General features: G+C 39.4%; 13 protein-coding genes and 1 tRNA gene. 4 read left to right on the forward strand and 10 right to left on the reverse strand.

Annotation, left to right across the window (positions count from 1 at the left end; all coding sequences use genetic code 11):
• Positions 1-104: 104 nt before the first annotated feature.
• From AC33VI_RS12510 to AC33VI_RS12520, 3 genes are all read right to left on the reverse strand, one after another.
• Positions 105-1568 (reverse strand): DASH family cryptochrome, encoded by a 1464-nt coding sequence (locus tag AC33VI_RS12510; protein ID WP_491782600.1) that lies wholly within the window; start codon positions 1566-1568, stop codon positions 105-107.
• 81 nt (positions 1569-1649) lie between these two features.
• Positions 1650-1937, reverse strand: a complete 288-nt coding sequence (locus AC33VI_RS12515) for a YiaA/YiaB family inner membrane protein (protein ID WP_491782601.1) — start codon at positions 1935-1937, stop codon at positions 1650-1652.
• A 67-nt stretch (positions 1938-2004) separates the two neighbouring features.
• Positions 2005-2136: a hypothetical protein gene (locus AC33VI_RS12520; RefSeq protein WP_491782602.1), complete on the reverse strand. Its 132-nt coding sequence runs from the start codon at positions 2134-2136 to the stop codon at positions 2005-2007.
• Positions 2137-2469: 333 nt separating this feature from the next.
• Between AC33VI_RS12520 and AC33VI_RS12525 the strand changes: the two genes are divergently transcribed.
• The 3 genes from AC33VI_RS12525 to dtd all read left to right on the forward strand — a co-directional run bounded on the left by AC33VI_RS12525 (position 2470) and on the right by dtd (position 4462).
• On the forward strand, positions 2470-3000 hold the full coding sequence (locus AC33VI_RS12525; RefSeq protein ID WP_491782603.1) for a pentapeptide repeat-containing protein: 531 nt from the start codon (positions 2470-2472) through the stop codon (positions 2998-3000).
• Positions 3001-3302: 302 nt separating this feature from the next.
• The gene (locus AC33VI_RS12530; RefSeq protein WP_491782604.1) at positions 3303-3992 is read left to right on the forward strand and encodes a Bax inhibitor-1/YccA family protein; all 690 of its coding nucleotides are present in this window, start codon (positions 3303-3305) and stop codon (positions 3990-3992) included.
• Positions 3993-4006: 14 nt separating this feature from the next.
• Positions 4007-4462 carry a D-aminoacyl-tRNA deacylase gene (gene dtd / locus AC33VI_RS12535; RefSeq protein ID WP_491782605.1) on the forward strand — a complete coding sequence of 152 codons (456 nt, stop codon included), beginning with the start codon at positions 4007-4009 and terminating at the stop codon, positions 4460-4462.
• A 186-nt stretch (positions 4463-4648) separates the two neighbouring features.
• Here dtd and AC33VI_RS12540 read toward each other — a convergent pair.
• From AC33VI_RS12540 to AC33VI_RS12550, 3 genes are all read right to left on the reverse strand, one after another.
• Positions 4649-4722 (reverse strand) — tRNA-Arg (locus AC33VI_RS12540).
• Positions 4723-4796: 74 nt separating this feature from the next.
• Positions 4797-5273, reverse strand: a complete 477-nt coding sequence (locus AC33VI_RS12545) for a TM2 domain-containing protein (protein WP_491782606.1) — start codon at positions 5271-5273, stop codon at positions 4797-4799.
• A gap of 105 nt (positions 5274-5378) precedes the next feature.
• Complete coding sequence (locus tag AC33VI_RS12550; protein ID WP_491782607.1) at positions 5379-7343, reverse strand: alpha-amylase family glycosyl hydrolase; 1965 nt, start codon at positions 7341-7343, stop codon at positions 5379-5381.
• 255 nt (positions 7344-7598) lie between these two features.
• Between AC33VI_RS12550 and AC33VI_RS12555 the strand changes: the two genes are divergently transcribed.
• Positions 7599-8768 (forward strand): GNAT family N-acetyltransferase, encoded by a 1170-nt coding sequence (locus AC33VI_RS12555; RefSeq protein ID WP_491782608.1) that lies wholly within the window; start codon positions 7599-7601, stop codon positions 8766-8768.
• Between the two features lie 93 nt (positions 8769-8861).
• On the opposite strand, the gene bioF is transcribed toward AC33VI_RS12555, so the two are convergent.
• The 4 genes from bioF to AC33VI_RS12575 all read right to left on the reverse strand — a co-directional run.
• Positions 8862-10010, reverse strand: coding sequence for an 8-amino-7-oxononanoate synthase (gene bioF, locus AC33VI_RS12560; RefSeq protein ID WP_491782609.1), 1149 nt, complete (start codon positions 10008-10010; stop codon positions 8862-8864).
• Between the two features lie 32 nt (positions 10011-10042).
• Entirely contained in the window at positions 10043-10261 is a 219-nt protein-coding gene (locus AC33VI_RS12565) for a hypothetical protein (protein ID WP_491782610.1), read from the reverse strand.
• A 341-nt stretch (positions 10262-10602) separates the two neighbouring features.
• Positions 10603-11985 (reverse strand): glucose-6-phosphate dehydrogenase assembly protein OpcA, encoded by a 1383-nt coding sequence (opcA, locus tag AC33VI_RS12570; protein ID WP_491782611.1) that lies wholly within the window; start codon positions 11983-11985, stop codon positions 10603-10605.
• Positions 11986-12078: 93 nt separating this feature from the next.
• The coding region (locus AC33VI_RS12575; RefSeq protein WP_491782612.1) for a glucose-6-phosphate dehydrogenase at positions 12079-12849 on the reverse strand (771 nt) is incomplete at its 5' end.

Consider the following 12849-nt stretch of genomic DNA (forward strand, 5'->3'; position numbering starts at 1 on the left):
TGTCCCTAATTTATTCAATTAATCTTTTTCTTCAAGATAAAATACGGGTTTTAGCAGATTTTAGATGTATTTCATCTGTGGGGCTGCCGAATGTGGGTTTATAACTAATAACTAACTGCACTTTGATAGATTTTTTCGTTAGCTTTAACTGATTTAAAAAAGTCTACTACAGGACGAGGATAATCTACTCCCAATCTAACGCCAAATTGTTTTTGTTCTTCTTGATTGAGTTTCCAAGGTTCGCGTACTTTATCCCCTGGTAATGAAGCTAATTCGGGCAACCAATGTTTGATGTATTTCCCTTGAGGATCGTAATCTTTGGTTTGTTTGGGGATATTAAAATAACGGAAACCCCGCGCGTCGTTGCCTACCCCTGCGGTATAGTTCCAGTTTCCCCAATTACTACAAACATCGTAATCGATTAATAAGGATTCAAACCATTCTGCACCCATGCGCCAATCAATACCGAGATTTTTGGTTAAGAAACTAGCTACATTTTGTCTGCCACGATTGGACATAAAACCAGTTACTGCTAATTCGCGCATATTAGCATCTACTAAAGGGTAGCCAGTTCTACCCTCACGCCATAAATCGAATCTTGCCCAATCTTGTTTCCAAGGAATCGAAACTCCTTGCATTCCTTCAATTTTAAATACCTGGTTACCGTGTTTTGCCACAATATAGCGGAAGAAATCGCGCCAAATCAATTCAAATATCAGCCAATAGGTAGAATTATTTTTAACTCTTTTGGCTTCGTATTCCAAAACGCGATCATTAATATAGCGGGGAGAAATACAACCTAAAGCCAACCAAGGAGAAAACTTAGAAGAATAGTTTGCCCCTAACATTCCGTTACGGGTTTCTTTATAGTTTCTCAGACAATCTTCTTGCCAAAAATAAGTTTCTAGACGTTTGATTGCTGCGGTTTCTCCCCCTTTAAATTGCAATACCGCTCTAGAATCTATAGCAGCATTTTCTAATCCTAATTCGGCTAAAGTAGGAATTTCTCCTATTTCTATATCTGGCAAAGCTGGTAACTTTTTCGGTGCGGCGATCGCCTGATTGATTTCTGATTTTTTTTCTACTTGTTTGCGAAAATTCGTGTACAATTCGGGAATTTGTTGGATGCCAAAAGGCAAATCTTCGGGTAAATATAAGGTTGCTTCCCAATAAGCTGCTGTCTTCACTTTTAAAGCTACTAAAGCCTTTTTTAGCTTCTTCTCGACTCGTTTTTCTTCGGAGGTAACTTCCTTACTAAAACAGACGAGATCGACTTGTAACTCTTCTGCGATCGCGGGAATTACTGATTCTGGTAATCCTTTTCGTACTACCAAATTACTCCCCAACTTTTGCAAAGAGTTACGCAAATCTGCAACACTTTCAATTAAAAATTGAGCGCGATAGCTGCCAGTTTTGGGAAAGCCAAAAGATGTTTCTCCAAAAGTGCGATCGTCAAAACAGTATACAGGGATAATATCTGCATCCTGTTGTACCGCTTCATCTAGGGCGAGAAGATCGTGTACTCTAAGGTCGTTACGATACCAAATTAGGATGCGTTGTTTTGTCATTGATAAATGTATGAATAATAGCTCTCTAATTACCATAGAGCTAAATCCACACAATTGCTAAATTTTATTGCAAAAGCTTGTTTATTTTAGACTATCGTGTTCGGATAAAATCTTTTCTACCCTAGCCTCTTCAATTCTGCTAGTCAGTTTTTTTCCTTCATGAATATCTCTCTGGGTTTTAGCCAAGCTAATAGTCGAACCAACGCTAAACGCCAAACCCATACCCATAAAGCCTTTAGTCCAACCATCTACGGGTAAATAAACAATTCCAACTGCCGTTGCGGAAATAGAAATAACAAAAGATAGCCAAGTTTGGGCGATCCAAGCACTACTATGGTCTTGATTTAAAGACTTTTTACTCGATAGCATAATCTTATTATTAACTAAAATCTCTTCATTTCAAGATCTTAAATAAATCTACTGACAATAATTACAGTTAGGTGACAGTTGTCTGACTGGATGTTTGAGCTAATTCTGCCTCAAATATATTTTGATAGGCAACTTTTAAATTAGCCACAAATTGGGGTACATCAATTAATTTGGTATTGATTTTAAATTGAATACTCACAATTATCTCAACTTGTAGACATATTATTTACCCGTACTTTTGATACCTCATAAAAGCTAGCTGCTAGAACTATTTCTAGTACCTGGTTTTTTTTTACTCGGATAAGAATCGACCCTGGTTTTAATTGAATGCTGCCAAGCAAGATTTACTTCACAAGTTCCTCAATTTTTTTTACTAAAATTATTTAATCGAATAAAGCATAAAAATATTAAATTTCTCATACCAATTAATTCTAATTTTAAAGCTTTATTTTTGAGTGTAGCTAACTCAATCGAGCTGTAGATTCTATCATCTGAGCTAGCTACCAAATTGTTAGTAAGGAGACAACAGACTATGAAAGCAACACAATTACTCCGTCAATACCGCTATGGAATCATTGACTTTGAAGGTGCGAGCCTGCATTCTGCTCATCTTCAGGCTGCTAATCTAACGCGAATCAATTTAACTCAAGCAGATTTAAGCGATGCCAAGCTTAATGATGCCGATCTAAGCGGTGCTTGTTTGAAACAAGCTAACCTAACTAACGCGGAATTAGATAATGCCAGTTTGGTAGGTACAAATCTATCAGAGATCAATCTTATTGGTGCAGATCTGAAAGATACAGATTTAAGCGGTGCAAATTTAAGTGGTGCGGACTTGCGCTGTGCTAATTTACATGGTGCAAATTTAAGTAATGCTAATCTTACTGATGTAGATCTTGGCGGAACAGATCTGACTAATGCAGATTTAACTAACGCCAAACTTGCAGGTACAGATATCTCAGTCGCCATCACCGAAAATACAATTCTGGAACAGATAGATTGGGGAAGATGCGAAAGAAAACCAGAACATACTTCCCACCGCTGGGTTAGTTGGTCTGGTTGAAGTCAGGAGTCAGGAGTTGTTATTTTAGTTTTAGTGTTGGACTGAAAACTTTTACGCAACTGCCACCAACGATATTTTAAGCATTCCTAAAAAATACTGAGATAGAGATGAAGATAACGGTATTTCTAGCTTGTTCATAACCCAAAAAATTAATAGCAGCTACAATCTCGCAGTCCTATGAAGTTGAATTGAGACAGGTTAATTTATTCGATCGCCTAACTTTGAATTTTTGAGTTAGTTAAAATATGAGTAGTATCAATTAACCATAATCAAAATCAATAACGTAGCATTGAGGTAAACCTATGGTCAGCGTCGCACAAGCGCGTCCGAACGAGCGTCAAGAATTTATTAAAAAAACCTATACTCATCTAGCAGGTGCAGTAGCAGCTTTTGTTGCAGTTGAGTTTATTTTATTTCAAACTGGAATTGCCGAAGCACTCACCAATTTTATCTATCAAAATAGATTTGGCTGGTTTATGATTTTAGGCGGTTTTTCCCTATTGGGATGGATGTCTAGAAGTTTAATTGCCAAAGCCGATGAAGTGAATACTCAATATGCAGGCTTGGGTATGTATGTAGTGGGAGAAGCATTAATCTTTGCTCCCATTCTTTATATTGCTGCCTATTATGCCAACGATCCCAATCTAATTCCGATGGCGGCAATTCTCACGGGGATGATGTTTGGGGGCATTACGGCGATCGCTTTTACTACCCGTCAAGATTTTTCTTTTCTGGGTAACTTCCTGCGTATAGGCGGTTTTATTGCTTTGGGCTTAATTATTTGTAGTGTTTTATTTGGGTTTACCCTAGGCTTGATTTTTTCTGCCGTAATGATTGTCTTTGCCTCGGCAGCAATTTTATATACGACATCTAATATCATTCACAAATATCAAACCCATCAATATGTAGCAGCTTCCCTAGAGTTGTTCGCTTCCGTAGCTTTATTGTTCTACTACATCTTAATGACTCTGTTAAGATCTTCTCGTAATTAAGATAAATTCCGACCATGCGCGTCATTATCCAGCGAGTTAAATCTTCTTCGGTCATAGTTAACGGAGAGATAATAGCCAATATCAATCGCGGTTTAAATCTTTTAATTGGCATTTCTCCCACAGATACAGAAGCCGAACTCGATTGGATGGCGCGCAAATGTTTAGATTTGCGTTTGTTTCCCGACAAAGCTACAGATAAGGCTTGGGATAAATCGGTCGTAGATATTCAAGGTGAAATAATCGCCGTCAGCCAATTTACTCTCTATGGAGATTGTCGTAAAGGTCGTCGTCCTTCTTTTAGCAATTCCGCCCCACCAGAAATTGCCGAACCTATTTATAATCTATTTGTCGATAAACTCAAACAAAGCAGTCTCAGAGTCTTCACGGGCAAATTTGGCGCAATGATGGAGGTCAAAATCGATAATGATGGCCCTGTTACTTTAATTCTGGAAAAAGAAAATAATAACTAATAAAACAATCAGAAGCGGAAAACGAGACTCGAACTCGGTATCAATCGTTTTTTTACACTAAAGCTTGACCTCAAACACTTACTCACTAAGGTTTTGAAGCAAAGTGAGTAAGTTTTGAGTAAAAATGCTGTACTCCTCAGTCATAGGTTTCAGTGAAAGCTCTGACTGAGGTGATAGATAGTGAGACAGGCCATTCAGGACTCGAACCTGAAACCTACGCCTTAGAAGGGCGGTGCTCTATCCAATTGAGCTAATGACCCAGATTAGCTAGATAATAATAGCATATTTAACCGCAATGCTGTCAATACTAGTTACTTTGCTATCGTTATTTGAGCTAAACATCAAAATAATATCTTACTGCTCCTGTTTGTTCGTCGTTATCTACATGAGCCAAACCTTGTTTAATTGCCAGATCTAATAATGGTTGAACTTTTTCGAGCGGAAATTCGGTAGCTAACATTGCTTGACCGACCGATAAAACATTATTGTGTTTGGCAGCAGCGCGCAATAAAACTAGCATGGGATCTGCTTCTGGTTTCTCTTTTTCAACTAAGGTGACTTTATTAGCATTATTGAAGGATTTGACTGTAGCTTCGTGTAGAAGATAAATATTTCTTTCCTTGACCATTCCTGGAATCAAGAATAGATCGATGAATTGACCAATACCGAAAAAACCTACAGTTACCAAATAAACTAAACCGCTAGTTATTTTACCCGAATAAAAACGATGAAGACCGTTGATCCCCATCAGCCCAAATGCCCATAAAATATATGCAACCCCAGGATCGACTTCTTGCTTCTTCTGGTTCATATCATAAAAATAGAGAGAAAGTCTTGATTATAATTTCATTATAGACATTTACCTCATTAGACTGTCGATCTAATTGTTGAAGAATGTAACTTAAAAGTTTTAAGCTCAAGAACAATTTTCAATGTTTTTTTCTAACTCTGCATAGGGAACTAACCAGACAACATCATAAGAATTTAAAGTCAACAAAATTTTTTGTTGTTGAACTCTCCAGCCTCGATTGCCAATTAAGTCATACCAATAGTTGTTTTTCGGAGAATTATTTAAGCTTGATTTATCAAAGCATAATTTCTCTAAGGGAATTTCTAGCTGATAGGTTTGGTGAGAAATATTAGTGATGGTTAAAATATGTTCTGTACCATCGGGAGAAATTCTCAAGACAATAAAACACTTGCGATCGAGATGCAGAATTTGCTGTTGTCCTTGGGGATGAAATGCCTTTTGTCTAACTCGATTTTCCAGAAGTTTGCCTAACGCTTTAGTTAGTTGGGAAAGTTTGGAGTTGGGCAGTTTTAATTCTTCATCAAGGGCAGTTTCTGCAATAATTTGGCGGTTAATATCTCGTTTGGATTTGGTTTTAATTACCGTATCCACATCGTTGCTCGTACCAATTAAGCCATGTAAATAAATTCCTGGTACGCCTTTTAAAACTAAAGCAATACTGCGAGATGCGACAAAACGTTTGATTTGAATTGCTAAAGGTTCGTTACCGCTGTCAAGATTTAAAGCACTGTACCAAGTGGTATTAATTTCGTATGGCTCTTCTTTTCCCGATGCACCACTCTTGTAGGAGATAAACGCTCCGTGTTCTCTAGCTCTACTAATTAAAAGATCGATGTCTTGAGTAGAGAGGATATTTTTAACTCCCATCAAGCCAATACCATCATGGGTGTCGAGAATATTGAGATAGGTGCAAGCATCGGCAGGAAATTCTAGAGTAGCTGCCCATTTAGCTAAGTCAGTGGTATCTTCTCGATAAAAAGTATGCAATACCAAAGGCGGTAAAGCAAAATTATAAACCATTTGAGCTTCATCACGTCCGTTGCCAAAATAAGCAATATTTTGTTCGTGAGGAATATTGGTTTCGGTGATTAAAGCCACTCCAGGGGCGACAATCTCAAAGATATCGTGAAACAATTTAATAGTTTCGTGGGTTTGGGGGAGGTTGGCGCAAGTAGTTCCAGGAATTTGCCAGAGATAGGTAACCGCATCCAACCGAATTAGATTTGCCCCGCGACGGACGTAGAGTAGAAGAGTTTCGATGACCCACAACAATACTTTGGGGTTGCGATAGTTGAGGTCGATTTGATCGGCAGAAAAAGTCGTCCATACCCAAATTGGACCATTAATACTTTGAAATTTGGTTAACACATCGCTAGTACGAGGACGAACGATTAGCTGGCGATCTTCGGGGGTTAGTTCGTTAGGGTCGAGATATACCGTAGCAATGTCTTTATATTCTGGATTGCCACTCAAAAGTTTTTGGAAGGCTTTACTTTTAGATGAGGTATGATTGCAGACCGCATCGAACATCAATTTGTAGGAATCGCCAATTTTAGCAATATCTTGCCAAGAACCAAGTTTGGGATCGACATTGCGAAAATCGGTAACGGAAAAACCCCGATCGGAAGAATAGGGGAAAAAAGGCAAAATATGTAGGGTGTTTATTGCTTTTTTAAATCCTGGGACTTGTTCGAGAATATGAACCAAACTCGCCAAAGGGGAAGAAGTTTCGCTGCGTAAAAGATCGCCATAGGTAATTAAGATTACATCTTGCTCGGTAAAGCGATCGCTCGGCTCGATCTTGGCTTCGGCGGCAATTCTAGCGGGAGGTTTGTGAGCATAATACACTTTCATTACCCTTTCTAATTCGGGTAAATATTGTTGGGCTGTTTCCTTTCCATAAAGAAAACAAAGACGCTGGAAGATTTTGTCTCTAGCTTCGGTCGAAATTTCTAACAGAGGGCGATCGTAGTCAGGATATTGGTAATGACGAATTTTCGTCCAATCTGTAGATTCAGAATTTTGAGCTTTTTCTTGGGGAGTAAAACTAATTTTCTGAGAAGCAATCATGCTCTTTGTATTTCTTTTGTATTTGCTGATGGTGGGCAATATTTGGTAGTTTAACTCGGTTTTAAATTAGATGAAATAGTGGGGATAGGTAATATGCAAAATTAATTTCATTATCGAGGTGGGGAAAAGCAATTGGATTAATTGTCATAGGAGATTTCTTCTGTCAAAAACTTTTCTGCAAACTTTACCGATATTTATTACGCTAAATAACAGCGATCTAATAAATAAAATTACTCCAATTTTTAATAAGCTGTTATGCTTGAGCAGATTAAGCCTCAATATTCTCTATCGTGGATTTCTCAAATTGCCGAAATCCCTCAATTGGTTTGGGACGAGTTAGCAAAACCCCTAGCAACACCTTTTTTAGAATGGGAATGGCTCAACAATATTGAAACCTCTGGTAGCGTTAATCATCGTGCTGGTTGGCAACCTTGTCATCTAACCGTCTGGAGCGACCGAAAATTGATTGGCGCAGCACCACTATATGTTAAAGGACATAGTTATGGAGAATTTGTGTTCGACCATCAATGGGCGGATTTATCTCATCGTTTGGGCATTGAATATTATCCTAAACTATTGGGCATGACTCCTTTTACTCCTGCGGTGGGCTATCGCTTTTTAATTGCTCCAGGAGAAGACGAAGAATTAATTACTGAGATGATGGTAAGGGAGATCGACAATTTTTGCGCTCGCAATCGTCTGTCAGGATGTAACTTTTTATTTGTCGATCCTGACTGGCGAGAAATGATGGAGAATAATGGTTTTCAAAGCTGGCTGCATCACGGTTATATTTGGTCGAATCGCAATTTCGCTACTTTTGATGATTATTTGAAGATGTTCAATTCCAATCAACGGAAAAACATCAAAAAAGAGCGTAAAGCAGTAGTTAAGGCAGGTTTAAAGATCGCAACTTATGTTGGCTCGGAAATACCCCGTCATCTTTACCGCGAGATTTATCGTTTTTATAACAGCACTTGTAATAAATTCTATTGGGGTAGCAAATATTTAACCCGCAAGTTTTTTGAACAGCTTTATCCAGATTATAGCGATCGCGTAGTACTTTTTGTGGCGTATACCGAGGCAGACGATCGCCACCCTGTGGGTATGTCTTTTTGCTTGCAGAAGGGCGACAATCTTTATGGGCGTTATTGGGGTTGCCTAGAAGAATACGACTGTCTGCATTTTGAGACTTGCTACTATAAACCTATTGAATGGGCGATCGCTAATGGCATTCAAATGTACGATCCAGGGGCGGGAGGCAGACACAAAAAAAGAAGAGGTTTTCCTGCAACTCCCAACCATAGTTTGCATCGCTTTTACCATCCCCGCATGAGTAAACTTCTGCAAAATTATATTGGCGAAGTTAATCGTATGGAAAAAGAAGAAATTGAAGCAATTAATCATAATTTGCCTTTCAAACTTTGAGTTTTCACCAGTTTTTAGTTTTTAGTTTTTAGTTTTAACTAATAACTAGATCGATAGTCAGCAGCCTAACCCAAACTGAGGTTAATTAAAAAATTATCCCAGAGAACAACAATCAACTAACAAATCCAAATGCGATCGCTCGTGAGTAGCCATCAAAGAAAATCTAATACGGCTGGTAGGTACTGTTGGCGGGCGAATGGCAGGGGCAAAAATCCCTGCCTCTATTAATTGTTGGGCTTTGTTTAATGCTGCTTCTGGGCTAGGTAATTTAAGGCAAAGAATTGGTGACTCAGAGGGGAGTAATTCTAGAGTCGATAGTTTTTGTTTGAGATAGTTAATATTCTGCCAAAGTTGTTTTCTTCTATCTGACTCTTGCTTGACAATTTCGATCGCTTTAGTGGCTGCTGCCGTATCTGCGGGAGACAAACCAGTTGTATAAATCCAAGTGGAAGCACGATTGCGCAAAAAATCAATTAATTGACCGCTTCCTGCCACGTATCCCCCCAAACTTCCCAAAGCTTTACTGAGAGTGCCGATTTGAATTAGTTCTTTGCCCGTACAATTAAAATGTTCTACACAACCAGCCCCCGTTTTGCCCATGACTCCCGTAGCGTGAGCTTCATCCACTAGCAGCATACAATCAAATTCTTCTGCGATCGCTATTAATTCGGGTAAAGGGCATAGATCTCCATCCATACTAAAAACGCTATCGGTGGCAATTAGACAGCGACGATATAAACTGCGATTAATCATGAGTTTTTGACGCAGATCTTCGGTGTTATTGTGTTGATAGTCGATCGCCTTAGCACCGCTCAAAACCGATCCTTTTTTTAGGCTAGAGTGATTGTAAATATCCCCCAGAATCAAATCTTTCCGCCCCACTAAAGCCGATATCGTACCCAAGTTTGCCAAATAGCCAGAACTAAATACCAAGGCATCTTCTGTCTGTTTGAGAGTTGCGATCGCTTTTTCTAAATCTCGATGTAATGGCTTGTGTCCGCTTAACAAGCGCGAGCCAGTACTCCCAGTACCATAAACCTTAGTTGCTTTAATAGCAGCATCAATTAACCTCGAATCTCCTGCTAATCCTAAATAATCGTTACTAGCAAAATTAACTACAGGTTTGCCCGATAATTCTACAACTGCTCCAGCTTTTCCCGCAATTTCCCGCAGCGAGCGATACCAATTGGCACGATGTATCGTCTCAAGAGACTTATCTATCCAGCTATAAGGATTTGACACTAACTCATTAACCCATAACCCATAAATGTTAATTACTTATATCGCGAATTAATTGTTGCTACTGATACGGGTTTGACAAATAAGAATAATGCAGCCAAAGCTAAAATATGTATTGACCAATGAGCGATAACCAAACCCCAAATCAGACAGATTAATGTCATACAAGCACCAAGCAAAGCAAATATATCGTTAGAAGTGCGAAGATAAATTACGATACTGATTGCGGCGGTGAATAGGAAAAGAGGAAACATAGGGATCTTTTTCTTATGAGGAACTAACGGTTTGTTTTACAGGTAAAATGAGATGATTTGATTGAGATGCTAACTGAGTTAATGATTAATTTTGGTTTAGCTAACGCCAAAAATGATAATTTTTAATTATTTATTAGATAACTATTTATTATCACTTATCTATGTCTAATTTACAGTGCGATCCCGCCTTCAAGATTAATTTTCTGACTCAATGACAGATTTTGTAAAATTTATTAATAGAACTTGTACTTTTGATACACGTGAGTTGAAATGACTATAAAAACCAAAAATCGATCGCGATTAAGGCGATCGATCTTTATTTAGGCGTTATGATTTATTCTTTACTCAGCTAACTGTAAAATCTGAGCCTTTGTTTCTTCGAGCTTTAAAATCTTGGCAACAACCGCCATGCTTTCTTCATACAACATTTCTCTGCCCCATCTTTGTAACTGTTGACCTAATAGGCTTTCCGTATTCTGATCCGCAACGGGGGTTACCTGTTCTATGTAACAAGATTGCGCTCCACCTCCAGCTTCCATCCGCATACAGCCAGAAGTGCTAGAACAGAGTACGGTACAGCAGTCTGCCTCTAAATTGGTCGAACTCAATCGCAAACTAATCAAATCCCCTGGAATATCTCCCCAGTCGGCAGTGGGAATGCCCGCTAATTCTGCTTCGATCTCCCGTTGCTCATCATCGGTAAATTTGACTCGACGGATATCGTAATCGCCCCCTTCCAGTACATATTCTATGGGATGCCATTGTAGACGACTAGCCAGCCAGCCTAAATACATTAAAGCTTGGGATTGATTGCCCAGTTCGTAGTCAATAGTTACTCGATCTACTTGAAAAATTTCTGCTCGCCGTTCGGGAGGATCGAAAGCAGCAGCAGCCAATTCTTGCCAGGGAGCTAATCTACGCCAATTGAGGTCGGTAATAGCAGTATCTTGCAAGAGTAATTCTGCCAAGGATTTTAAATCTGATTCGGGATGAATAAAACCACTCGAATCAAAAACAATCGTATCGCTAGCAGATATCAAACGTTGAAATAGAGGATGTTCGGGGGCTGGAGTTGCTTTCCACCAAACGAATTTAGGCAAGTCGGCGATCGCAAGCTCGGCAATAATACCGCCAATTCTTTCTAAAGCTTCTGCTGTACCACTTAGGGTAATATATTCGCAGCAGACCAGAGTATTTTTAGTTTGCTTGCTAATAGGACAATAAGCAGAAACTTGAGCTTTGACCCCAGTATCTTCTCCTAATATTGGACAAAGAGTAATAATTCTACAGGGGTTAGAAGCTGCGATCGCATCTGCTGTATTACCTGCGGAATCTGGAGTATAGCTTATAGCTGCGGTTTTGTTTTCTGAAGTTAATTTATCTTCTGCTTTGGCTTTGGTAAACTCTGTTTTTAATCTTGCTTGTAATTCGGGATTTACTCTCCCCGTAACTTCGAGATCGTAAGTTTTTTGAGCAGCTTTAATAGCGGCTTTAATTCTCGGTCCTTGTATGCCGTCTATCGGCCCCGTATAAAAACCTAAAGATGACAATAACTGCTGCGTACCATCTGGCTCGTAAACAATCAAACTAAAGGTTGCCGCTCTGGTAACTGCCGTTCCATCTTCGTCCGAGCCTTGAGCTTGCCAAAGCGAGCGCAATTCCGCTTCAATCTCATCGATGGATACGTCTTTTGGTGCTTGTAAAGATACTATTGGTGAAACCATTTTTCATTTAACATTTAGCATTGAACATTTATCATTAGGCAGCGTAGGGACGTTTTATGAAGCGTTCCTACGCATTTACCCGTTACCCATTTTTTAGAGTCTGCGCCAGCGACGTTTATCGCGATTTAACATCATTTCCGCCTCTTTTGGCTGCCAAGTACCCGCTTCATACTGTGGCATTTTACTGGGATCGCTAGGAGACTCCCAAGCATTAATAATCGGCATTACAATATTCCAAGCGGCTTCCACTTCATCGGCGCGAGTAAATAAAGTTTGATCCCCCAACATACAGTCTAGTAAGAGACGGTGATAGGCATCTGCTGTTGCCATGCCAAAGGAAGAACCATAACTAAAGTCCATGTTTACAGTTCTGGTACGCAAATCGGGACCAGGAGTCTTCGCTTCAAATTTTAAAGATATACCCTCGTTGGGCTGAATCCTCATAGTAAGCACGTTAGGACTAGTTTGCTGGGCTGCGGATTGGAAAATTAAGAGAGGCACTTGACGGAAGTGGATGGAAATCTCTGTCACTTTCTTAGGCATTCGTTTGCCAGTGCGGAGATAAAAAGGAACTCCTTTCCAACGCCAGTTATCAATCTCTAGTTTTAAAGCTACAAAAGTCGGAGTAGTAGATTCTGGATTGACTCCATCTTCTTGGCGGTAGCCTTTGACGGGCTTGCCCTTCATCCAACCATCACTGTATTGCGCCCGAATAGCTGACTCTTCTAGGTTAGTTGCTACATGAGTTGCTTGAAGAACTTTAGTTTTTTCGCTGCGAATGCTATCGGCATCCAAAGCGTTAGGTGGTTCCATGGCAGTGATGGCGAATAGCTGCATTAAATGATTTTGCAACATATCCCGTAA

Source organism: Waterburya sp. (assembly GCF_058530065.1).